At 69.8% G+C, this 21,584-nt stretch carries 21 protein-coding genes; 10 read left to right on the top strand and 11 right to left on the bottom strand.

Going from position 1 to position 21,584, the window contains the following annotated elements:
* Positions 1 to 48: 48 nt before the first annotated feature.
* Both E4P42_RS17665 and E4P42_RS17660 read right to left on the bottom strand, forming a co-directional pair.
* Entirely contained in the window at positions 49 to 1,437 is a 1,389-nt protein-coding gene (locus E4P42_RS17665; RefSeq protein WP_135127379.1) for an aspartate aminotransferase family protein, read from the bottom strand.
* Entirely contained in the window at positions 1,434 to 1,955 is a 522-nt protein-coding gene (locus E4P42_RS17660) for an Lrp/AsnC family transcriptional regulator (RefSeq protein ID WP_209305804.1), read from the bottom strand. The genes E4P42_RS17665 and E4P42_RS17660 overlap by 4 nt, the downstream gene beginning before the upstream one ends.
* Before the next feature lie 122 nt (positions 1,956 to 2,077).
* Between E4P42_RS17660 and E4P42_RS17655 the strand changes: the two genes are divergently transcribed.
* Complete coding sequence (locus tag E4P42_RS17655) at positions 2,078 to 3,568, top strand: gamma-aminobutyraldehyde dehydrogenase (protein WP_135127377.1); 1,491 nt, start codon at positions 2,078 to 2,080, stop codon at positions 3,566 to 3,568.
* A 70-nt stretch (positions 3,569 to 3,638) separates the two neighbouring features.
* On the opposite strand, the gene E4P42_RS17650 is transcribed toward E4P42_RS17655, so the two are convergent.
* On the bottom strand, positions 3,639 to 3,926 hold the full coding sequence (locus E4P42_RS17650; RefSeq protein WP_135127376.1) for a DUF732 domain-containing protein: 288 nt from the start codon (positions 3,924 to 3,926) through the stop codon (positions 3,639 to 3,641).
* A gap of 214 nt (positions 3,927 to 4,140) precedes the next feature.
* Here E4P42_RS17650 and E4P42_RS17645 point away from each other — a divergent pair, with 214 nt between their 5' ends.
* Both E4P42_RS17645 and E4P42_RS17640 read left to right on the top strand, forming a co-directional pair.
* The gene (locus E4P42_RS17645) at positions 4,141 to 4,785 is read left to right on the top strand and encodes an NADPH-dependent F420 reductase (protein ID WP_209305803.1); all 645 of its coding nucleotides are present in this window, start codon (positions 4,141 to 4,143) and stop codon (positions 4,783 to 4,785) included.
* A 48-nt stretch (positions 4,786 to 4,833) separates the two neighbouring features.
* Positions 4,834 to 5,781, top strand: coding sequence for a sigma-70 family RNA polymerase sigma factor (locus tag E4P42_RS17640; protein ID WP_135127374.1), 948 nt, complete (start codon positions 4,834 to 4,836; stop codon positions 5,779 to 5,781).
* Here the strand turns inward: E4P42_RS17640 and E4P42_RS17635 are convergent.
* The gene (locus tag E4P42_RS17635; protein WP_135127373.1) at positions 5,720 to 6,319 is read right to left on the bottom strand and encodes a carboxymuconolactone decarboxylase family protein; all 600 of its coding nucleotides are present in this window, start codon (positions 6,317 to 6,319) and stop codon (positions 5,720 to 5,722) included. The two genes, E4P42_RS17640 and E4P42_RS17635, sit on opposite strands and share 62 nt — an antisense overlap.
* Positions 6,320 to 6,456: 137 nt before the next feature.
* Here E4P42_RS17635 and E4P42_RS17630 point away from each other — a divergent pair, with 137 nt between their 5' ends.
* Together E4P42_RS17630 and E4P42_RS17625 are read left to right on the top strand one after the other, a co-directional pair.
* Positions 6,457 to 6,822, top strand: coding sequence for a hypothetical protein (locus E4P42_RS17630; RefSeq protein WP_135127372.1), 366 nt, complete (start codon positions 6,457 to 6,459; stop codon positions 6,820 to 6,822).
* A gap of 104 nt (positions 6,823 to 6,926) precedes the next feature.
* Entirely contained in the window at positions 6,927 to 8,078 is a 1,152-nt protein-coding gene (locus E4P42_RS17625; protein WP_135127371.1) for an AI-2E family transporter, read from the top strand.
* A gap of 61 nt (positions 8,079 to 8,139) precedes the next feature.
* Here E4P42_RS17625 and E4P42_RS17620 read toward each other — a convergent pair whose 3' ends face one another.
* The 4 genes from E4P42_RS17620 to sdhC are packed head-to-tail and all read right to left on the bottom strand — an operon-like array spanning position 8,140 to position 11,629.
* Positions 8,140 to 8,916, bottom strand: a complete 777-nt coding sequence (locus tag E4P42_RS17620; RefSeq protein WP_135127370.1) for a succinate dehydrogenase iron-sulfur subunit — start codon at positions 8,914 to 8,916, stop codon at positions 8,140 to 8,142.
* Positions 8,916 to 10,670 (bottom strand): succinate dehydrogenase flavoprotein subunit, encoded by a 1,755-nt coding sequence (gene sdhA, locus E4P42_RS17615; RefSeq protein WP_135127369.1) that lies wholly within the window; start codon positions 10,668 to 10,670, stop codon positions 8,916 to 8,918. The genes E4P42_RS17620 and sdhA overlap by 1 nt, the downstream gene beginning before the upstream one ends.
* Before the next feature lie 42 nt (positions 10,671 to 10,712).
* Complete coding sequence (locus tag E4P42_RS17610; protein WP_135127368.1) at positions 10,713 to 11,186, bottom strand: succinate dehydrogenase hydrophobic membrane anchor subunit; 474 nt, start codon at positions 11,184 to 11,186, stop codon at positions 10,713 to 10,715.
* A gap of 2 nt (positions 11,187 to 11,188) precedes the next feature.
* Entirely contained in the window at positions 11,189 to 11,629 is a 441-nt protein-coding gene (sdhC, locus tag E4P42_RS17605; RefSeq protein ID WP_135127367.1) for a succinate dehydrogenase, cytochrome b556 subunit, read from the bottom strand.
* Positions 11,630 to 11,861: 232 nt separating this feature from the next.
* On the opposite strand from sdhC, the gene E4P42_RS17600 reads away from it, so the two are divergent.
* The 4 genes from E4P42_RS17600 to E4P42_RS17585 are packed head-to-tail and all read left to right on the top strand — an operon-like array spanning position 11,862 to position 15,200.
* On the top strand, positions 11,862 to 12,287 hold the full coding sequence (locus E4P42_RS17600; protein ID WP_135127366.1) for a cytidine deaminase: 426 nt from the start codon (positions 11,862 to 11,864) through the stop codon (positions 12,285 to 12,287).
* A 5-nt stretch (positions 12,288 to 12,292) separates the two neighbouring features.
* The gene (locus E4P42_RS17595; protein ID WP_167759527.1) at positions 12,293 to 13,606 is read left to right on the top strand and encodes a thymidine phosphorylase; all 1,314 of its coding nucleotides are present in this window, start codon (positions 12,293 to 12,295) and stop codon (positions 13,604 to 13,606) included.
* Positions 13,606 to 14,691: an adenosine deaminase gene (locus E4P42_RS17590; protein ID WP_209305802.1), complete on the top strand. Its 1,086-nt coding sequence runs from the start codon at positions 13,606 to 13,608 to the stop codon at positions 14,689 to 14,691. Before E4P42_RS17595 ends, E4P42_RS17590 begins: the two co-directional genes overlap by 1 nt.
* Positions 14,688 to 15,200 (top strand): MarR family winged helix-turn-helix transcriptional regulator, encoded by a 513-nt coding sequence (locus tag E4P42_RS17585; protein ID WP_245234079.1) that lies wholly within the window; start codon positions 14,688 to 14,690, stop codon positions 15,198 to 15,200. The genes E4P42_RS17590 and E4P42_RS17585 overlap by 4 nt, the downstream gene beginning before the upstream one ends.
* 1 nt (position 15,201) lies before the next feature.
* Here the strand turns inward: E4P42_RS17585 and E4P42_RS17580 are convergent, their stop codons facing one another.
* Complete coding sequence (locus tag E4P42_RS17580; protein WP_135127364.1) at positions 15,202 to 15,948, bottom strand: SDR family NAD(P)-dependent oxidoreductase; 747 nt, start codon at positions 15,946 to 15,948, stop codon at positions 15,202 to 15,204.
* 70 nt (positions 15,949 to 16,018) lie between these two features.
* Entirely contained in the window at positions 16,019 to 17,287 is a 1,269-nt protein-coding gene (locus E4P42_RS17575) for a primosomal protein (RefSeq protein ID WP_135127363.1), read from the bottom strand.
* A 127-nt stretch (positions 17,288 to 17,414) separates the two neighbouring features.
* On the opposite strand from E4P42_RS17575, the gene E4P42_RS17570 reads away from it, so the two are divergent.
* Positions 17,415 to 20,615: an adenylate/guanylate cyclase domain-containing protein gene (locus tag E4P42_RS17570; RefSeq protein WP_245234078.1), complete on the top strand. Its 3,201-nt coding sequence runs from the start codon at positions 17,415 to 17,417 to the stop codon at positions 20,613 to 20,615.
* A gap of 1 nt (position 20,616) precedes the next feature.
* Here the strand turns inward: E4P42_RS17570 and E4P42_RS17565 are convergent.
* On the bottom strand, positions 20,617 to 21,584 hold a 968-nt coding region (locus tag E4P42_RS17565; RefSeq protein WP_135127361.1), incomplete at its 5' end, for an NlpC/P60 family protein.

Below are 21,584 nucleotides of genomic sequence, written 5' to 3'. Positions count from 1 at the left end.
GCGGCACACCGCTGACGCTACGCCGGACCCGCTACGAAACCGCCGGAATCACATCCGCCGGCTGGCTTCGCCCAGCACGCTGTGCAGGATGTCGTAGATCGCGTCGAACTCCTGCTGGCCGCTGATCAGCGGCGGGGCCAGCTGCACGACTGGGTCGCCACGGTCGTCGGCGCGGCAGTACAGCCCGGCGTCCCACAGGGCGGGGGTGAGGAACCCGCGCAGCAGGCGTTCGGACTCGTCGTCGTCGAACGTCTCCTTGGTGGTCTTGTCCTTGACGAGTTCGATGCCGTAGAAGTAGCCCTCACCGCGGACGTCGCCGACGATCGGCAGGTCGTAGAGCTGCTCGAGCGTCGCGCGGAACGCCGGGGCGTTCTCCTTGACCCGGTCGTTGAGGCCCTCGCGCTCGAAGATGTCGAGGTTGGCCAGCGCCACAGCCGCCGATACCGGATGGCCGCCGAAGGTGTAGCCGTGGCCGAAGGTGGTCTTCCCGTCGTTGAACGGTTCGAACAGCCGGTCGCTGGCGATCATCGCGCCGATCGGGGAGTACCCGGAGGTGAGGCCCTTGGCGCAGGTGATGATGTCGGGCGTGTAACCGAAGTCGTTGCACGCGAACATCGATCCGATGCGACCGTAGGCGCAGATCACCTCGTCGGAGACCAGCAGCACGTCGTACTCGTCGCAGATCTCGCGGACCCGGTCGAAGTATCCCGGCGGGGGCGGGAAGCAGCCGCCGGCGTTCTGCACCGGTTCGAGGAACACCGCGGCGACGGTGTCGGGGCCCTCGAACTCGATGGCCTCGGCGATCCGGTCGGCGCAGTACTCGCCGAACGCCTTGATGTCGTTGTCGTACGGCTTGGGCGCGCGGTAGAAGTTGGTGTTGGGTGCGCGGAAGCCGCCGGGCGTCAGCGGTTCGAACGGCGCCTTGAACGCCGGGATGCCGGTGATGGCCAGCGCGCCCTGAGGGGTGCCGTGGTAGGCGATCGAGCGCGACACCACCTTGTGCTTCCCGGGTTTGCCGGTCAGCTTGAAGTACTGCTTGGCCAGCTTCCAGGCGCTCTCGACGGCCTCGCCGCCGCCGGTGGTGAAGAAGACCCGGTTGAGGTCGCCGGGGGTGTAGCCCGCGAGGCGTTCGGCCAGTTCGATGGCCGGCGGCGTCGCGTACGACCACAGCGGGAAGAACGACAGCGTTTCGGCCTGTTTGGCCGCCGCCTCGGCGAGTTCCTTGCGGCCGTGGCCGGCCTGCACGACGAACAGCCCGGACAGGCCGTCGATGTAGCGCTTGCCCTTGTCGTCGAAGATGTGCACGCCCTCGCCGCGCGTGATGATCGGCGGTGTGATGCCCTCGCCGTGGCGGGCGAAGTGACCCCACAGGTGGCGGTTCGCCTTGGCGGCGAGATCGGTGGTTACGGGTTGATCGGTTTCGGAGATGATTGTCATCGGGTGCCCCAATTGTATTGCTGTTTAACGAGTTTGAGGTATACGAGGGTCTCGGTGGATATCACTCCCGGCAGTGCGCGGATCTTGGTGTTGAGCAGGTCGAGGAGGTCGTCGTCGTCCTCGCACACCACCTCGGCGATGGCGTCGAAGGATCCGGCGGTGAGCACGACGTAGTCCACCGACGGCATCGCGGCCAGCTTGTCGGCGATCTTGGTGGTGTCGCCGGTGCAGCGGATGCCGATCATGGCCTGGCGGGCGAAGCCCAGTTGCATCGGATCGGTGACCGCGACGATCTGCATGACGCCGGCGTCGACCATGCGCTGCACCCGCTGGCGCACCGCGGCCTCCGACAGACCGACGGCCTTGCCGATGCCCGCGTACGACCGCCGCCCGTCCTGCTGCAGCTTCTCGATGATCGCCTTCGACAACTCGTCGAGCTGAAAGAATGCGCCTGCGCGCGGCTGGCCCACGCGCAGCGACACGGGCTGGATGTCGCGCTGACCCTCTGGGTTGGCCATGCCTGGCATTGTGCACGGAATCCGCAGAATCAAGCAACCATATCTATGAATTCAATCGTTTCGACCGGGTGACAGCGAGGGAATACGTAGCAGCGGTGTGGTCGGTCCGATAGCGTTGGGCCATGACCGCGACCGTGAACTCAGTGGCCAGCAGTTGGATCGACGGCGCCCCGGTGCAGACCGGTGGCGGCGTCTTCGGGATCGTCAACCCGGCGACCGGTGCGGTCGTCACCGAATACGCGCGGGCGGTGAACGCCGACGTCGACGTGGCGGTGGCCGCGGCGCGGGCCGCGCTGCCCGGATGGGCGACCGCGACGCCCGCCGAACGCTCGGCCGTGCTGGCGAAGCTGGCCAAGCTGGCCGATGAGCACACCGAGGCGCTGGTCGCCGAGGAGGTCAGTCAGACCGGGAAGCCGGTGCGCCTGGCCCGCGAGTTCGACGTGCCCGGCAGCGTGGACAACATCGACTTCTTCGCCGGCGCGGCCCGCCACCTCGAGGGCAAGGCCACCGGTGAGTACTCCGGTGACCACACCTCGAGCATCCGGCGGGAGGCGATCGGCGTCGTCGCCACGATCACGCCGTGGAACTACCCGCTGCAGATGGCGGTGTGGAAGGTGCTGCCCGCGTTGGCGGCCGGGTGCACCGTCGTCATCAAGCCCTGCGAACTGACCCCGCTCACCACGCTGACGCTGGCGCGCCTCGCCGGTGAGGCCGGTCTGCCGCCGGGGGTGCTCAACGTCATCACCGGATTCGGCGCGGACGTGGGCACCGCGCTGGCCGGGCACCCCGGGGTGGACCTGGTGACGTTCACCGGGTCGACGGTGGTGGGCCGCAAGGTCATGTCGGCGGCTGCGGTGCACGGCCACCGCACCCAGCTCGAGCTGGGCGGCAAGGCCCCGTTCGTGGTGTTCGACGACGCCGACCTCGACGCCGCGATCCAGGGCGCGGTCGCCGGTTCGCTGATCAACTCCGGCCAGGACTGCACGGCTGCCACCCGCGCCATCGTCGCCCGTGATCTGTACGACGACTTCGTGGCCGGCGTGGCCGAGGTGATGGGCAAGGTGGTGGTCGGCGACCCCGAGGATCCGGACACCGACCTCGGCCCGCTGATCTCCATGGCCCACCGGGAGAAGGTGGCCGACATGGTGGCCCGTGCGCCGGGTGAAGGCGGCCGGATCGTCACCGGCGGATCGGCCCCCGACCTGCCCGGATCGTTCTACCGGCCCACGCTGATCGCCGACGTCGACGAGCGCTCCGAGGCCTACCGCGACGAGATCTTCGGGCCCGTGCTGACCGTGCGTTCCTTCACCGACGACGACGACGCGATCCGTCAGGCCAACGACACCGAATACGGGCTGGCCGCCTCGGCGTGGACCCGCGACGTGTATCGCGCGCAGCGGGCGTCACGCGAGATCAACGCCGGGTGCGTGTGGATCAACGACCACATCCCGATCATCAGCGAGATGCCGCACGGCGGGGTCGGCGCGTCGGGCTTCGGCAAGGACATGAGCGACTACTCGTTCGAGGAGTACCTGACCATCAAGCACGTGATGAGCGACATCACCGGGGTGGCCGATAAGGAGTGGCACCGGACCATCTTCAAGAAGCGCTAGCGGATTGACGCATCAACTCCGGCAAGAAGCGCTAGCGGATTGACGCATCAACTCCGGCAAGAAGCGGTGTTCAGCAGCCGAGGATGTTGATGCCGCCGGCGACGATGTCGTTCGCCGCCTCCACCGACGCGCCTGACCACTCGAGCCGATCCTGCACCATCGTCACGATGGTCGACGAGCCCAGCCCGCTCTTGGCGGCCTGACAGGCCCAGCGACCCTCGCGGAGCAGCTGATCGGCGGTCAGGAACGTCAGCCGATCCTGAAGCTTCAGGTACTCGGCTTCGTCGGCGGCGGCCGGGGGCGCCAGCCCCAGGGTCGCGGCCATGACGGCGATCGAGGCGAGGAACGTACGGACCATGGGCCACCTCCGGGCGTCGCGACGCTGCGATGGATGGGGGATTCTCCGGATCGGATGCGCTGAAACATCGGATTCGCCCCGAAGGCGGAGGCAGCGCTCGGCTCACGATCCCCGCGCCGGTAGCCGTGACGGCCCCGGGAAGCGCCGTGCTCGTACCGGCGTTACAGCGTCCGGTCGGCAACGTCGCGCCGCCCCGAACAGAAGGGATCGTCACGTGAAGTACGCAATCATCGGGTCGGGCAACATCGGGTCGGCCGTGGCGCGCGCCTTCGCGCGGGCCGGTCTGTCGGTCGGCGTGGCCAACTCCCGCGGTGTCGATGCCGTCGCCGCGCTGGCCGCGGACATCGGTCCTGAAGTCGTCGCGACCGAGGTGTCCGATGCTCTGCGCGCCGACGTCGTCGTGCTGGCGGTGCCCTTCGAGGCGGTCGAGTCCCTGGTCGCCGGCGTGCCGGACTGGGGCGGGCGCATCATCATCGACGCCACCAACGCGATCGACTACACCGACTTCTCCCCGGCCGACCTCGGTGGCCGTGCCTCGTCGGACCTGGTGGCCGAATGGGCCGTCAACGCCCGGGTGGTCAAGTCGTTCGGCCACACGTGGGCCAAGGTCCTGGCCCGCGACCCCGGCGACGGGCGTGGGGGACGGCGGGTGGTCTTCGTCTCCGGCAACGACCCTGACGCCAACACCGCGGTGGCGGAACTGGTCTCGCAACTGGGGTTCGCGCCGATCGATCTCGGGCGTAACGATCAGGGTGGGCTGCTGCAGCAGTTCGGCGGCCCATTGACCACGCACAGCTTCATCTCCCAGCCGATCGCGGGTGCCTCGCCGGCGGAGATGGACGTGGTCGACCCCCGCTGAGGCCGGCACGCGCGTGGTGGACCCGCCCACCGCCTAAACTCGACCGACATGACCGCCAGTACGCGGGTCGACGAGTTCGAGGCGTTGCGACCGCATCTGCTGACCGTGGCGTACCGGCTCACCGGCACCCTGACCGACGCCGAGGACGTGGTGCAGGACGCCTGGCTGCGGTGGCAGGGCAGTGATGGCCGCGCCGAGATCAACGATCTCCGAGCGTGGTTGACCACCGTGGTGAGCCGGTTGAGCCTGGACCGGCTGCGCTCGGCCGCGCACCGGCGCGAGACGTACACCGGCGAGTGGTTGCCCGAACCGGTGGTGACCGACCTGGGTGGCGACTTCGCCGATCCGCTGGCCGCGGTGGTCGCCGCCGACGACGCCCGGTTCGCCGCGATGGTGGTGCTCGAGAAGCTCGGCCCCGATCAGCGGGTGGCGTTCGTCCTGCACGACGGGTTCGGGGTGCCGTTCGGGGAGGTCGCCGATGTGCTCGGGGTCAGCGCCGCCGCGGCCCGGCAGTTGGCCTCCCGGGCCAGGCGGGCCGTCGCCGCGGCGCCCCCGCCGGTGGCCGACGACGTCCACGCCGAGGTGGTGGCCGCGCTGATGGCCGCGCTGGCCGCCGGTGACATGGGAGCCGTTGTGCGCCTGCTCCATCCGGACGTCACGTTCACCGGCGACAGCAACCGGCGGGCGCCCACGGCCGCGCGCGTCATCCACGGGCCCGAGAAGGTGGCCCGGTTCCTGTTCGGGCTGGCCCGCCGGTACGGACCGGGCTGGCTGGAAGCCGGGCAGCCGGCGTTGGTCAACGGCCAGCTCGGCAGTTGGACGCCGGGCCGCCCGGCCGGCGAACGCTATCCGGCGATGATGCCGCGGGTCACCGCATTGACCGTGCGCGACGGCAAGGTGTGCGCGGTGTGGGACATCGCCAACCCGGACAAGTTCACCGGGTCGCCGCTGCGTCCGGATCGGCCCACGGCACCCGGCACGCGTCACCGGAGTTGAACCCCTGCTCGGTGATGCCGAGCGCCGAGTACATCCGGGCCCGCATGTTCTCCACGCCGATCTGGTAGGTCAATTCGACCACGCCTGCGTCGCCGAAGCGCCGCACGAGGTCGGCGACCTGCTCGTCGGTGATGGTGTGCGGGTCGGTGGTCATCGCGTCGGCGTAGGCGATCGCGGCGCGTTCGTCGTCGGTGTAGCGCGGCGAGCTCGCGTACTCGTCGATCTCCTTGAGGCGGTCGACGTCGAGGCCGTCGAGGCGCTGCAGCATGGACCCGAAGTCCACGCACCACGAGCAACCGACGGTGCGGGCGGCCCAGAACACGGCCAGCTCGCGGACGCCGGCAGGCAAGACCTTGGAACCGGACTGCAGCAGGCCTTCGTGGACCACGTTGGCGACCATCAGGCGCGGATGGTGCGCGGCCACGGCGAACGGTTCGGGTACCTCGCCGAAGCGGCGTTTGGCGACCCGGAAGAACAACTTCGTCACCATCGAGGCGCGCTGTGGCGGAAGGGGTTCGATACGCGATGTGTGTGTCATACCGGTCAGACGAGACAGCGTGCCGAACTGTGACAGCGCTTGTGACGGGTGCGGTCGGGGGTCGATAATCTGAACAGGGGTCAATATCGAGTCGGGGCGATCCGGGTCAGTTCCATGTAGACAAGGAGTCGCACACAATGACCATGAAGAAACTCGTCGCGGGAGGCGTCGTCGCCGGCGTCCTGACCGCGGCCGCGGCGGGGGTCGGGATTGCACCGGCCGGCGCGGATCCGGACTGGCGGCCCGATAAGGACCGGGAGTGGGTGGACCACGACTGGCGTGACCGCGGCGGCGACTGGGACAAATGGTGGCGTGCCAACAAGTGGCGTAACGACGACCGCCCGCCGTGGGGCTGGGGACCGCCGCCGCCGCTGCACTGGCGCGGCCATCCGCCGGCAGTGATCGACTACTGGGGCTACCCGGTGCGGCCGATCTGGGATCCCGGGTTCCGGGGCTGGGGTTTCTGGCTGTTCGGAGTGTTCATCCCGGTGGTCGTGATCTAGCGTCGGCTGGCGCCACCAGACGCAGAATCGCCCTTTTCCCGCGGGAAAAGGGCGATTCTGCGCCTGCTCGCGGCAAGACCGCGCTCGGCGGGTATGGATGAGGGGTGCAGAAGACGACGAGCGCGTTCCCGAACCGCGGCGCGGTCTACGGTGCCCACCTCCGATCGAGCGCGGTGGTGGCGGTGCAAGTCCTCGCGGTCGCCGCCGCGCTGTGGGTGCTGGCATGGGTGGTGGGCAAGACCTGGGTCATCCTGCTTCCGGTGGCGCTGGCCCTGATCGTGTGCACGGTGCTGTGGCCACCGGTGCGGTGGCTGCGGGCCAAGGGGGTGCCTCCGGCGGCCGCGGTCCTGCTGACGCTGCTGCTCGCGGTCGGGATCCTGAGCGGGCTGGTGGCCGCGGTCGCGCCGGCCATCGTCGAGCAGTCCACCGAATTGGCCCAACAGGCCACGGCGGGCGTCGTCAAGGTGCGTGACTGGCTCGGTGGGCCACCGCTGAACATCAGTGAGAACCAGTTGAATTCGGCGGTCGCGGCGATCACCGACCGGTTGAACTCGAGTAGCGCACAGATCGCGTCCGGCGTGTTCACCGGGGTGGGTGCCGCGACGTCGGCACTGGTCACCGCGTTCACCGCCGTCGTCGTCACGTTCTTCCTGCTCAAGGACGGCCCGCGCTTCATCCCGTGGTTGCGCCACACCGTGGGCAACCCGGCGGCACCGCACGTCGCCGAGATTCTGCAGCGCGTCTGGGCGACGCTGGGCGGCTTCATCCGCACGCAGGCGCTGGTCAGCTTCGTCGACGCGGTGCTCATCGGCATCGGTCTGGTGGTCCTCGGTATCCCGTTGGCGTACGCGCTGGCGCTCATCACGTTCATCGCGGGGTTCGTGCCGATCGTCGGTGCGTTCGTCGCCGGTGGCCTGGCCGTCCTGATCGCGCTGGTGTCGAACGGTCCGGTGGACGCGCTGATCGTGCTGGCGATCATCCTCGCGGTCCAGCAGCTCGAAGGCAACGTGCTGCAGCCGTGGCTGCAGTCGAAGTCGATGAAGCTGCACGCCGTGATCGTCCTGCTGGCCGTCACGCTAGGCGCCTCGACGTTCGGTGTCATCGGCGCGTTCCTGGCCGTCCCGGTCGTGGCGGCCGCAGCGGTGATCGTCCGCTACTACGACGAGCAGGTGGCGGCGCGGGCGGGGGAGAACCCACCCCACCAGGAGCCCGACGAAGAGGCCGACGAAGAGGCCGAGGAACAGGCCGCGAAGTGAGTTCGGCGTGTTCGGTAGCGCTGAGCGCGACCGAACACGCCGAAATCCCCGTGGGAGCGGGTCAGCGGGCGAACATCAGCGCCCGCTTGACCTCCTGGATCGCCTGGGTGACCTGGATGCCGCGTGGGCAGGACTCCGTGCAGTTGAACGTCGTGCGGCAGCGCCACACGCCGTCGGCCTCGTTGAGGATGTCGAGCCGCTCGGCGGCACCTTCGTCACGCGAATCGAAGATGAACCGGTGCGCGTTGACGATCGCGGCCGGGCCGAAGTACGAGCCCTCGGTCCAGTACACCGGGCAGCTGGTGGTGCAGCAGGCGCACAGGATGCACTTGGTCGTGTCGTCGTAGCGGGCGCGGTCGACCTGGCTCTGGATGCGCTCCTTGGTCGGCTGGTTGCCCGACGTCATCAGGTACGGCTTGACCGCGCGGTAGGCGTCGAAGAACGGCTCCATGTCGACCACGAGGTCCTTCTCCACGGGCAGGCCGCGGATCGGCTCGATGGTGATGGTCAGCTGCTTGCTCGCCTTCTTGGGCAGCATGTCGCGCATCAGCACCTTGCACGCCAGCCGGTTGACGCCGTTGATCCGCATGGCGTCCGACCCGCACACGCCGTGCGCGCACGACCGGCGAAAGGTCAGCGTGCCGTCGAGGTACCACTTCACGTAGTGCAGCAGGTTGAGCAGCCGGTCGGTCGGCAGGCACGGCACCCGGAAGCTCTGGAAGCCGGCCGAGTCGGGATCCTCCGGGTTGAACCGGGCGATCTTCAGCGTCACCATCACCGCACCCTCGGGCACTGGCGGGGTGGTGGCCTCGTTCTTCTCGATTGCGGGCGCGCTCATCAGTACTTCCGTTCCATCGGCTCGTAGCGGGTCTGCACGACGGGCTTGTAGTCCAGGCGGACGTCGGAGAGCAGGTCGCTACCCTCCTTGTAGGCCATGGTGTGCCGCATGTAGTTGGTGTCGTCGCGGTTCGGGTAGTCCTCGCGGGCGTGGCCGCCGCGGGACTCCTTGCGGTTGAGCGCACCGACGACCGTCACCTCGGCGAGCTCCAGCAGGAAGCCGAGCTCGATGGCCTCCAGCAGATCGCTGTTGTACCGCTTGCCCTTGTCCTGCACCGAGATTCGCGCATAGCGCTCCTTGAGCGCGTGGATGTCGGTGAGCGCCTGCTTGAGGGTCTCCTCGGTGCGGAACACCGCGGCGTTGTTGTCCATCGACTGCTGCAGGGCGCCGCGGATGTCGGCGACGCGCTCGTTGCCGTGCTCGGAGAGGATGTCGCCCACCCAGCCGACGACCATGTCGGCCGGCTTCTCCGGCAGGTCGACGAAGTCGTGGCCCATCGCGTAGTTCGCGGCGGCGATGCCGGCGCGGCGACCGAACACGTTGATGTCGAGCAGCGAGTTGGTGCCCAGCCGGTTGGCGCCGTGCACGGACACGCATGCGCACTCGCCGGCCGCGTAGAGGCCCGGCACGATCGTGGTGTTGTCGCGCAGCACCTGACCCTGCACGGTGGTCGGGATGCCGCCCATCACGTAGTGGCAGGTGGGGTAGACCGGCACCAGTTCCTTGACCGGGTCGACGCCCAGGTAGGTGCGGGCGAACTCGGTGATGTCGGGCAGCTTGGCCTCGAGGACGTCCTCGCCGAGGTGGCGCACGTCGATGTAGACGTAGTCCTTGTTCGGCCCGGCGCCGCGGCCCTCGAGCACCTCGAGCACCATCGAGCGGGCGACGATGTCGCGGGGCGCGAGGTCGACGATCGTGGGCGCGTAGCGCTCCATGAACCGTTCGCCCTCGCCGTTGAGCAGGCGGCCGCCCTCGCCGCGCACGGCCTCGGAGATCAGGATGCCCAGGCCGGCCAGACCCGTCGGGTGGAACTGATGGAACTCCATGTCCTCCAGCGGAAGACCCTTGCGGAACACGATGCCCAGGCCGTCTCCGGTGAGCGTGTGCGCGTTGGAGGTGGTCTTGTACATCCGGCCCGACCCACCGGTGGCGAACACGATCGCCTTGGCGTGGAAGACGTGGATGTCACCGGTCGCCAGCTCGTAGGCGATGACGCCGGTCGCGACCGGGCCGGCGGGCGTCTCGGTGAGTGCGATGTCGAGGGCGTAGAACTCGTTGAAGAACTCGACGTCGTGCTTGACGCAGTTCTGGTACAGCGTCTGCAGGATCATGTGGCCGGTGCGGTCCGCGGCATAGCAGGCGCGGCGGACCGGCGCCTTACCGTGGTCGCGGGTGTGGCCGCCGAACCGGCGCTGGTCGATGCGGCCCTCGGGGGTGCGGTTGAACGGCATCCCCATCTTCTCGAGGTCGAGGACCGCGTCGATGGCTTCCTTGCACATGATCTCGACGGCGTCCTGGTCGGCGAGGTAGTCGCCGCCCTTGACGGTGTCGAAGGTGTGCCACTCCCAGTTGTCCTCTTCGACGTTGGCCAGCGCGGCGCACATGCCGCCCTGGGCCGCGCCGGTGTGGGAGCGGGTGGGGTAGAGCTTGGTCAGCACGGCGGTGCGCACCCGCGGCCCGGCCTCGACCGCGGCGCGCATACCGGCGCCGCCGGCCCCGACGATGACGACGTCGTAGCGGTGTTCAACAAGCATGGAACTCTCCGACTCTAGGTTTTTCCGTCGCTTCGCTCGCCATCAGGCGATGTTCGCGTCGAACGTCACCAGCACATAGGTGCCGAGCACGAGGATGAAGATCATGGACAGCGCCAGCAGCGAATTCAGCCAGAACCGCGTCGAATCCTTGCGGGCGTAGTCGGCGATGATCGTGCGCAGGCCGTTGCCGCCGTGCAGCTGGGCCAGCCACAGCAGCAGCAGGTCCCAGGTCTGCCAGAACGGCGACGACCACCGCTCGGCGACGTAGTTGAAGTCGATGCGGTACACGCCGTCCTGCCACATCAGCATGATGAACAGGTGGCCGAGGGCGAGGAACACCAGCACCAGGCCGGAGAACCGCATGAACAGCCACGCGTACTTCTCGAAGTTGGGCATGCCGCCCGCCCGCTTGGGGGCGCGCGGGTTGTCCAGGCTCGGCGGCCGGTCGTGGCTGCGCTGCAGCACCGGCGCGGGGCCGCCGCGGTCGCTGATGTGGTCGTAGGGATTCTCGGCCATTGTCAGAAGAACCTCTCCACCATGTGCATACCGATCACGCCGACCGACGCGATCATCACCGTGAGGAAGACGCCGGCCACGATCCACAGCATGGTGCGCTGATGGCGCGGGCCGTCCTTCCAGAAGTCGATGAGGATGATCCGGATGCCGTTGAGCGCGTGGTACAGGACCGCGCCCACCAGACCGATCTCCATCAGGCCGATGATCGGGGTCTTGTAGGTCTCGATGACGGCGTTGTAGGCCTCCGGGCTGACCCGCACCAGCGCCGTGTCCACCACGTGGACGAACAGGAAGAAGAAGATCGCCGCACCGGAGATGCGGTGCAGCACCCACGACCACATACCGGGATCGCCACGGTAGAGGGTGCGCCGACGCGTGGGCTTGGCGCGCGGAGCGGGGACATCCCCGTCCGGAGATGTCAGACTGGGTGCCTGAGTTGTCATTGGGCCTCCAACGCCGTTGGTGGACGATCGGGGCTGGGTCGAGGATCTCTGCTCGGTCCTCACCACTGCCCCGAACCTCGGGGCGACTCTAATCCCCTTTGTACTGTTGAACGAACTAGCGTGCCGCCGTATGCCCCGCTCAGAGGGCAGAAGTTAGGGTCACCTATCTGGCTTTCCGGGGGCCGGGACGCGGGCTTCGGAATGCATTCAGAGCGACTGCGAAGGAGCTGAGATGTCTCCCGAGATCGACTGGAATCTATTGCGCCGCAAAGCGATAGACGTTACGAGGCAGGCGTACGCGCCGTATTCGCGGTTCCCGGTCGGCGCGGCGGCGCTGGTCGACGATCACCGGTTGGTGGCCGGATGCAATGTGGAGAATGTCTCATATGGCCTGGGTCTCTGCGCCGAGTGCGCTGTGGTCTGCGCCCTGCATTCCAGCGGGGGCGGACGGCTGGTCGCGCTGTCCTGTGTGGGCCCCGACGCCGAGCTGCTGATGCCGTGCGGGCGCTGCCGTCAGCTGCTCTACGAACACGGCGGCCCGGGCCTGCTGATCGACCACCCGCTCGGCCCGCGCCCGCTGGCCGACCTGCTGCCCGACGCGTTCGGGCCCGCGGACCTGGACCGCCGCGACCGGGTGCCGGTGGAGGAAACACCGTGACGGACTTGCGCTTCGGGTCCGGGTTCGACGCCCCGACGGTGATCCGCACCAAGCGCGACGGCGGTGCGCTCTCCGACGCGGCGATCGACTGGGTGATCGACGGCTACACCCACGGCCGGGTGGCCGACGAGCAGATGTCGGCGCTGCTGATGGCGATCTTCCTGCGCGGGATGACCGGCGCGGAGATCGCCCGGTGGACCGCGGCGATGGTCGGCTCCGGTGAGCGGTTCGACTTCTCGGAGCTGAGCCGGGGCGGCCGCCCGCTGCCGCTGGTGGACAAACACTCCACCGGCGGGGTCGGGGACAAGATCACGATCCCGCTGGTGCCGGTGGTGATGGCGTGCGGCGGGGCGGTCCCGCAGGCCGCCGGCCGCGGCCTCGGTCACACCGGCGGCACGCTCGACAAGCTCGAGGCCATCCCCGGCTTCACCGCGGAGTTGTCGAAAGACCGCATTCGCCAACAGCTTTGCGATATCGGCGCGGCCGTGTTCGCGGCCGGTGAGCTGGCCCCGGCCGACCGCAAGATCTACGCGCTGCGCGACGTCACCGCCACCACCGAGTCGCTGCCGTTGATCGCCAGCTCGGTGATGAGCAAGAAGATCGCCGAGGGCGCCCGCGCGCTCGTCCTCGACACCAAGGTCGGCGCCGGCGCCTTCCTGCCCGACGAGGCCGAGGCCCGTGAGCTGGCGCGCACGATGGTCGAGCTGGGGGCGGCCCACGGGCTGGTCACCCGGGCGCTGCTGACCGATATGAACGTCCCGCTCGGCCGGGCGGTCGGCAACGCCGTCGAGGTCGCCGAATCGCTCGAGGTGCTCGCCGGCGGGGGACCGGCCGACGTCGTGGAGCTGACGCTGGCGCTGGCCGCGGAGATGCTCGACGCGGCCGGGCTCGACGCCACCGACCCCGCCCAGACGCTGCGCGACGGCACCGCGATGGATTGTTTCCGCGCGCTGGTCGCCGCGCAGGGCGGTGACGTGGACGCCCTGTCACCGGACGGTCTGCCGACCGGTGTGCACAGTGACACCGTCAGCGCACCGCGCGGTGGCACGATGGGGGACATCGACGCGATGGCGGTGGGTCTGGCGGTGTGGCGGCTCGGTGCGGGCCGCTCGGTGCCGGGCGAGCGGGTCCAGTCCGGCGCAGGCATCCGCATCCACCGCCGTCCCGGGGAGCCGGTCGCCGCCGGCGAACCGCTGTTCACCCTCTACACCGACACCGCAGAACGGCTCGGGCCCGCGCGGGCCGAGCTCGACGGCGGCTGGAGTGTCGGCGAGACCGCCCCGCACGACCGCCCGTTGATCATCGATCGGATCTGCTGATGACACCGTTCACTCTCGACTCGATCCGTCAGGCGCCCAAGGCGCTGCTGCACGATCACCTCGACGGTGGCCTGCGGCCCTCGACCGTGCTGGACCTGGCCGGCCAGGTCGGGTACGACGAGCTGCCCGCCGAGGACGTCGAGGGCCTGGCCACGTTCTTCCGCACCGCGGCCCACAGCGGATCCCTGGTGCGCTACCTGGAACCGTTCGCCCACACCGTGGGCGTCATGCAGACCCCCGACGCCCTGCACCGGGTGGCGTTCGAAGCCGTCGAGGACCTGGCCGAGGACAACGTCGTCTACGCCGAGGTCCGATTCGCCCCGGAACTGCACATCGACCGCGGGCTGTCGCTCGACGACGTCGTCGACGCCGTGCTGGCCGGCTTCGCCGACGGGGAGAAGGCCGCCGCAGGCGCCGGCCGCACGATCACGGTGCGCTGCCTGGTCACCGCCATGCGGCACGCCGCCCGCAGCCGGGAGATCGCCGAACTGGCCATCCGGTTCCGCGACCGCGGAGTCGTCGGATTCGACATCGCCGGCGCCGAGGCCGGCTACCCGCCCACCCGCCACCTCGACGCGTTCGAGTACATGCGGGGCAACAACGCCCGGTTCACCATCCACGCCGGCGAGGCGTTCGGGCTGCCGTCGATCCACGAGGCCATCGCGTTCTGCGGCGCCGACCGGCTGGGGCACGGGGTGCGCATCGTCGACGACATCACCGTCGAAGACGACGGCCGCGTCCGGTTGGGCCGGCTGGCGGCGATCCTGCGCGACAAGCGCATCCCGCTCGAGCTGTGCCCGAGCAGCAACGTGCAGACCGGCGCGGTGGCCAGCATCGCCGAGCACCCGTTCGATCTGCTCGCCCGGTCCCGGTTCCGGGTCACCGTCAACACCGACAACCGGCTGATGAGCGACACCACGATGAGCCAGGAGATGCTGCGGCTGGTCGAGGCGTTCGGCTACGGCTGGAGCGACCTCGAACGGTTCACGATCAACGCGATGAAGTCGTCGTTCATCCCGTTCGACGAGCGGTTGGCCCTGATCGACGACGTCATCAAACCGCGGTACGCGGTGCTGGTGGGGTGAGCGCGGACGAACGTCGGCTCGACCCGCCGCAGCGCCGCGCGTGGCTGGCGTACATGCGCGTCTACCACCGGCTCGAGTACGAGATGAACCGGCAGCTGCAGAGCGACTGCGGGATGTCGCTGGCCGACTACACCGTGCTCAACGCGCTGACCAATGCGCCGCGGGAGCGCGCGCAGGTCAACGCGCTGGCCACGACGATCGGGTGGGAACGCAGCCGGCTGTCGCACCACCTGCAGCGGATGAGCCGCCGCGGCCTGGTCGAGCGCCTGGAATCCGAGGGGGACCGGCGGGCCACCGACGTGGTGCTCACCGGCCGCGGCCGCCGGGAGTTCGAGGCCGCCGCGCCGCTGCACGCCGCCTGGGTCAAAGCGCTGTTCTTCACCGATCTCACCGCCGCTCAGGACGAGGCGCTCGCCGAGATCCTCGGCACGGCCTACGAGTCGATCCTGCGGCACGGGACCCTGCCGCGGCCGGACATCGACGAGGACCGGCCGCGGCAGCGGTCGTGACTCAGATCTGCTGCTGCCCGCCGTCGACGAAGAACTCGGTGCCGGTGACGAACGCGCTCTGGTCCGAGCCGAGGAACACCACGGCCGCGGCGACGTCCTCGGGACGGCCGAGGCGGCCGAGCGGGACGTCGGCTTTCATCTGGTCGAGCAGCTCCCGCTCCTGCCCGTTCGGGGCGAGCTCACGCAGGCCGCGGGTCTCGATCGGGCCCGGCGCCACCGTGTTGACCCGGATGCCGCGCTCGGCCAGTTCGGCCGCCCAGGTGCGCCCGAACTGCCGGATGGCGGCCTTGGATGCGGCGTAGGCGCTGAACGCGGGGGTGCCGTTGTGGGCGGCGGTCGACCCGGTCAGCACGATCGAGGCGCCGTCGTTGAGCAGCGGCAGCACCGCCTGCACCGTGTACACGGTCCCGAAGACGTTGGTGCCGAACGTGGTCTGCAGGTGCTCGGGGGTGATGTCGGGCAGGGCGGCGAACTCGCCGCCGCCGGCGTTGGCGAAGACCACGTCGAGGCCGCGGCCGCGCGCCTCGATGGCGGCGACCACCGCGGCGAGGTCACCGGGCCGCGACACGTCACCCCGGATGCCGGTGGCGGTGGATCCGATCGAGGCCACGGCCGCGTCGAGCGATTCCTGGTTGCGCCCGGTCAGGAAGACGTGGGCGCCTTCGGCCGCCAGGCGCTGCGCGGTGGCCAGCCCGATGCCCGAGGTGGCGCCGGTGACCAGTGCGGTCTTGTTCTCCAGCTGGTTCATGACATGCCTTTCGATCGTTGAGGTGCGTACCTCCGCCCCAACGATTGGTGACATGTCACCTATTCCCGGGTCACTCCTGGCGCAGGCGGGATTCGACGAACGCCTCGAGCGCCTCCCACTGCTCCACGGCCTCCGCGTGCGGCGGTTCGGGCTGCTCGGCGCCGGGATCGGTGACCGCGGTGACGAAGGTCCCCAGTGCGGTGCCCTCGGCCAGCGTGCGCTCGACGGTGTTGTCCTCGGCGTACTGGCCGACGTCGCGCAGCAGTTCCACCGCCAGCGCGAGCTGATCGCGGTCCACCGCGTCGGGTCCGTCGGCGATGTCGTCGGCCAGACCGCTGAGCACGTAGACGTTCTCGTCGGTGACCTCCACCCGGAGCGAGCCGTCGGTGGCCGCGGTGCGGATGTCGTCGTAGGTGGCCAGGTCGGACAGATCGTGATCGTGCTCGTCGGCCAAATACCGGGCCAGTGCGCGCTCCGAACCGAACACGCTGATGCGGCCGTTGCGGCCGAGGAAGACGGGCTCGTCGTCGAGGTAGCACCGCAGCGTGTAGAAGGTGCCCGACCGGGTGAGCATCCGCACCGGGTCGATGCCGACCTTCATCCAGAAGTCCTCATCGCCGCCGAGCACGGCCGTCGAGGCCGGCGCCTCCAGGGCGTCCTCCTGCGCCTCGTCGCCTTCCGGCTCGTCGTCCTGCTCGACGCTGGCCGCGGTGTCGGCCTCGTCGTCCTCGGGTTCGGGAGCCGGCTCCTCCAGCTCGGCCGCCGCCTTCTGCGACACCGCCGCATCGACGTCGGGAGTGGTGACGATCTCGTCGATGGCATCGAGCACGCCGTCCCAGCCGCGGCCGATGACGGCTTCGATCTCACCCCAGCGCTTGCGGCCGCTGCGGCCCTTGAACGCCTCGGCGCCGCCACCGAGCGAGCTGAGCACCGGGTTGCCGTTGAAGAACTTGGTCACCACCGGCAGGTCGCACACCGAGCCGATGGCCGACACGATCGCCAGCGTGCGCTGCAGCGTCTGCACGGTGTCCTCGGACGGCTTCTCGGCCGCCGTCTCCGGCACGCCGACGATGTCGTGGCGACGGTCCTCGGCCGGGTCCATCCGGTGCGCCGACGCCTCGGTCAACTTCTCCCACGCGGGATGGTCGGTGAGGTCGTTGTCGGAGTCGGTGCGCACGAACGCCACCAGATCGGCGACCGATTCGAAGGCGTAGAGGTCCTCGTCCTTACCGAGGAACGCTTCCCATTCGTCGCCGGCGTCGCGCCAGCGCGGAGCCCACAGTGTGTACAGGTCGCCCTTGGTCAGCCCGAGCCGGACCGGCACGATGTCAGCAGCCATGCGGCACAGCCTAACCACCCAGTTCTGCGGTCAGGACGTCGAGCACCGTGCGCGCCGCGGGCCACTCGACCGCTCCGCCGGTGTTCATATCGCGGACACGCCTGAACAGCGGTGCCACGATATTGACGTGGGTGACGTGGGGGACGGTGCGCTCCCGGCCGCCGGCCTGACCTGTTCGGGGTGCGGCACGAGGTCGGGTGTGGCGGCGAAGTACTGCAGCCAGTGCGGCACGCCGCTTCGGCCGTCACCGGCGTTGGCCGAGTACAAGCAGGTGACTGTGCTGTTCGCCGACATGGTGCGCTCGATGGACCTCGCGGCCCAGGTCGGTCCCGAGCGTCTGCGCGAGATCATGGCGGACCTGGCCGACCGCTGCGCGGCCGTGGTGCAGCGGTACGCGGGCACCGTGGACAAGTTCACCGGCGACGGCATCATGGCGGTCTTCGGGGCGCCGGTCGCGCTCGAGGACCACGCGATGCGTGCCTGTCTGGCGGCGCTCGGCGTCCAGGACGCGGCCAAGCGTCTCTCCTTGGCCGTGCGGGATCGCGATGGTGTCGAATTATGGCTGCGGATCGGTCTGAACTCCGGGCAGGTGATCGCCGGTGAACTCGGCTCGGGACCGTTCGGTTACACCGCCGTCGGCGAGCAGGTCGGGATGGCGCAGCGCATGGAAGCGGTGGCCCCGCCGGGCGGAGTGATGCTCAGCGAGTCCACCGCCCGGCTCGTCGAGGACGCCGTCGTGCTGGGTGAACCCGAGATGCTGGACATCAAGAATGCGACCGCTCCCGTGGCCGCACGCCGACTCATCGCAACGACCGGGCGTCACCGCCACGGCAGACGCAACGATCCCACGCTCGTCGGGCGTACGTGGGAGCTCAACACCGTCGCCGCGATCCTCGACGAGGCGTTCGGCGGTGCCGGCTGCGTGGTGAGTGTGCAGGGACCGCCGGGTATCGGTAAGAGCCGCATCGTGCGCGAAGCGGCCGCGCTGGCCGCCGATCGCGGGGTGGAGGTGTTCACCGCCTACTGCGAATCGCACACCAACGACATCCCGTTTCACGCCGTGACGGCACTGCTGCACGCGGCCCTCGGGACCGACGGTCTCGACGGCGACGCCGCCCGGACGCAGGTGCACGCCCGCTTCCCCTACGCCGACCCCGAAGACCTGCTGTTGATGGATGATCTGCTCGGTATCGCCGAGCCGGGCGCCGCGTTGCCGAACGTCGGACCAGACGCGCGACGGCGCCGTCTGACCGCACTCGTGATCGCCACCTGGGTGGCCCGCGGCGAACCCGCGCTGTATGTCATCGAGGACGCCCACTGGATCGACGAGACCAGCGAGTCCATGCTCGCCGAGTTCTTCGCCGTTGTCTCGCAGACCCATTCGCTGGTGCTCATCACCTACCGTCCCCACTACCGGGGTGCGCTCGCCACGATCCACGGAGCGCAGACGATCGCGCTGCGTCCCCTGAGCACCGGGCAGACCGCCACGCTGACGGGGGAACTGCTCGGCCCGCACACCTCGGTGCGCGACCTGGCTCAGCGCGTCGCCGCACACGCCGGCGGCAATCCGTTCTTCGCCGAGGAGATCGTGCGGGATCTGGCCGAGCGTGGGGCGATCCGCGGTACGCCGGGGTCCTACGTCTTGCACGGCGACGCCGCGGACATCGCTGTGCCTGCCACTCTTCAGGCCGCGATCGCGGCACGCGTCGACCGCCTCAGCCGCTCCGCGAAACGGACGCTGTCCGCCGCCGCGGTGATCGGCTCGCGGTTCACCCCCGAGCCGCTGTCCGCGCTGATGGGAACCGAGCCGGTCCTCGACGAGCTGGTGGCGACCGACCTGATCGACCAGGTCGGGTTTTCGCCGCGGGTCGAGTACGCCTTCCGGCACCCGCTGATCCGCTCGGTGGCCTACGAGTCGCAGCTCAAGGCCGACCGGGCAGAACTGCACCGACAACTGGCGGCCGCGATCCAGCGGCGCGACCCCGATGCGGCCGACGCCAACGCGGGCATGGTCGCCGAACACCTCGAATCCGCCGGCGACCTGCGGGCGGCGTTCGACTGGCACATGCGCGCCGGGGCCTGGCTCACCCACCGCGACCTCACCGCGGCGCGGGGCAGTTGGCAACGGGCGCGAGAGGTAGCCGACCGATTACCCGATGACGCCTCATCCGCGCGGGCGGCGCTACGCATCGCGCCGAGGACGCTGCTGTGTGCCAGCGCGTGGCTGGCGGGCGGCAGCATGGCCGACACCGGTTTCGAGGAACTTCGCGAACTCGCGGACGGTGCCGGCGACAAGACATCGCTGGCGATGGGGATGAGTGGATGGGTCGCCACTCTGATCACCCACGCTCGCTTCCAGGACGCATCACGCTGGTCTTCCGAACTGACGACTCTGCTGGAGTCCATCGGCGACCCCACACTGCTGCTGGGGCTGGCCTATCCCGCGCTCGCCGCCAAACTCCAGACCGGAGAGATCGCTGCGCTCCTGCAGCTGGCGCAGCGGATGATCGACTTGGCCGACGGCGACCCCACTCGAGGCAACCTGGTCATCGGATCGCCGCTGATCGCGGCGCTCATGTTGCGCGGATGTGGACGGTGCTGCGTCGCGGACGCGCGGTGGCGTGACGACGTCGAACGAGCCTCCACGATGGCCCGACCCTTCGAAGTGACGACGCGCGCCTTGATGCTCCTCTTCAAATCGACCCTCGCCTCCCGGAACGGGGCGCTCCTCCTGGACGAGGCCTTCCTCGAGGAGTCGGCCGAAGTGCTCGAGGCGGCGGAGCGATCCGGCCACGATCTCACGTTGGCGACTGCCGAATTCGTCCGCGGGCTGGCGCTCGTGACCGGCGATGATCCCCGGCGCGACGAGGGCTGCACGCTGCTGGCCGCCGCCCGCGAAGCCGCGCTGCAGGAACGCTTCACGATGGTGGCGGCAGCCGGCGCCGACGCGGTCTTCGCCATGGAGAAGGCCCGCGCCGGCGATCTCGACGGTGCCGTGGACCTTGCCCGGGGCGCCGTCGAATGGGGATACTCCTGCGGCGCACTGGCCGACGCGGGGCGGGCCACCGACGTGCTGGTGGAAGCCCTGCTGCGGCGTGGGGCGGACGCTGATCTTCGCGAGGCTGAAGTGGCGATCGACCGGTTGGCGGCAGTGCCGACCGAGCCGGCCTTCGTCGTGAACGAGCTCTGGCTGCTGCGGATGCGCGCGCTGCAGGCTCAGGCGCATGGTGACACCCCGGCCTACCGGACCCTGCGGGACCGCTACCGCCACAGGGCCGCCGAAATCGGCTTCGCGGGCCACCTGCAGTTCGCCGACGAGATGCCCTGAGTCAGGCCGTCGGCCGCCAGAACCCCTGAAAACCCTGCCCCGCGTTCGTCGTTCGGACCGGCGACAGTTTCACCGGATCGCCGGCCTCGATCATCACGCCGTCCCCGACCACCATCGCGACGTGGCCGTCCCACACCGCGAGATCGCCCGGACGCAGCGCGCCCCCGTCGACCGCCGCGCCGACGTCCTGTTCCTGCGCCAGCCGCGGCAGGTTCAGCCCCGCTTGGCCGTATGCCCACTGCGTCAGGCCGCTGCAGTCCAACCCCACGCCGGGGGTGGTGCCTCCCCACTGGTACGGCACGCCCAGCTGGGTCAGCGCGTGCCGGACCGCGTCGGCGGCAACGCCGTTGGGTGCCATCGCCGTGCTGCCGTCGGGCAGTCGCACCGCCACCCCGTCGCCGAACACCGCCGCATCAGGGCGCGGGAGTGCACCCTCGGCCGGCGCCGCCCGCGAGGCCAGCGCGACCGACTCACCGGCGCCGCCCGGTGTGGTGCCGAGAGGAGCGCCGCCCGGCTGTGGCGGGGTGAAGCCGGCGCCGAAGCCGGCCGGACCGCCCGCTGCCACGGCCGGCGAGGGTGGCGCCGCGGCCAGGTCGGTCAGCGTGGCGGTCTGGCCGTCGAGTTCGGCTCGCAGATCCTCCACCACGGCGAGCGCCTCCTGCAGCGCGTGGCGCGCCTCGGCGCGGAGTGCATCGGCGACCTGCGCGTCGTCCAGTTGCGGTTCCAGCGCGGCCGCCCGCGACTCGAACCGGTCCACGATCTCCTGCAGGCGGGCGCGGGCGCGGGCCACGGCGTCACCGGCCGCACGGGTGGTCGCGCGCAGCCGATCGGTGCGCTCGGCAAGGGTGTCGACCGCGGCCACCGTCGCCGCCGCGAATGCCGCGGCCTGCTCAGCTCCCGTCCCCGACCATTCGGTGCGCTGCCAGGCTGAGTGTGCGGCCGCCGCGACGCCGCTCAGCCGGTCGCGCG

Origin of the sequence: Mycobacterium sp. PS03-16, assembly GCF_004570325.1 — a bacterium.
GTDB lineage: Bacteria > Actinomycetota > Actinomycetes > Mycobacteriales > Mycobacteriaceae > Mycobacterium.
This window is presented reverse-complemented; position numbering and strand designations above follow the sequence as displayed.

Excerpts from the sequence above, each read along its gene's own strand:
- E4P42_RS17665 (WP_135127379.1), bottom strand. The coding sequence starts at position 1,437 with ATGACAATCATCTCCGAAACCGATCAACCCGTAACCACCGATCTCGCC.
- E4P42_RS17660 (WP_209305804.1), bottom strand. The coding sequence starts at position 1,955 with ATGGCCAACCCAGAGGGTCAGCGCGACATCCAGCCCGTGTCGCTGCGC.
- E4P42_RS17655 (WP_135127377.1), top strand. The coding sequence starts at position 2,078 with ATGACCGCGACCGTGAACTCAGTGGCCAGCAGTTGGATCGACGGCGCC.
- E4P42_RS17650 (WP_135127376.1), bottom strand. The coding sequence starts at position 3,926 with ATGGTCCGTACGTTCCTCGCCTCGATCGCCGTCATGGCCGCGACCCTG.
- E4P42_RS17640 (WP_135127374.1), top strand. The coding sequence starts at position 4,834 with ATGACCGCCAGTACGCGGGTCGACGAGTTCGAGGCGTTGCGACCGCAT.
- E4P42_RS17635 (WP_135127373.1), bottom strand. The coding sequence starts at position 6,319 with ATGACACACACATCGCGTATCGAACCCCTTCCGCCACAGCGCGCCTCG.
- E4P42_RS17630 (WP_135127372.1), top strand. The coding sequence starts at position 6,457 with ATGACCATGAAGAAACTCGTCGCGGGAGGCGTCGTCGCCGGCGTCCTG.
- E4P42_RS17620 (WP_135127370.1), bottom strand. The coding sequence starts at position 8,916 with ATGAGCGCGCCCGCAATCGAGAAGAACGAGGCCACCACCCCGCCAGTG.
- sdhA (WP_135127369.1), bottom strand. The coding sequence starts at position 10,670 with ATGCTTGTTGAACACCGCTACGACGTCGTCATCGTCGGGGCCGGCGGC.
- E4P42_RS17610 (WP_135127368.1), bottom strand. The coding sequence starts at position 11,186 with ATGGCCGAGAATCCCTACGACCACATCAGCGACCGCGGCGGCCCCGCG.
- sdhC (WP_135127367.1), bottom strand. The coding sequence starts at position 11,629 with ATGACAACTCAGGCACCCAGTCTGACATCTCCGGACGGGGATGTCCCC.
- E4P42_RS17600 (WP_135127366.1), top strand. The coding sequence starts at position 11,862 with ATGTCTCCCGAGATCGACTGGAATCTATTGCGCCGCAAAGCGATAGAC.
- E4P42_RS17590 (WP_209305802.1), top strand. The coding sequence starts at position 13,606 with ATGACACCGTTCACTCTCGACTCGATCCGTCAGGCGCCCAAGGCGCTG.
- E4P42_RS17580 (WP_135127364.1), bottom strand. The coding sequence starts at position 15,948 with ATGAACCAGCTGGAGAACAAGACCGCACTGGTCACCGGCGCCACCTCG.
- E4P42_RS17575 (WP_135127363.1), bottom strand. The coding sequence starts at position 17,287 with ATGGCTGCTGACATCGTGCCGGTCCGGCTCGGGCTGACCAAGGGCGAC.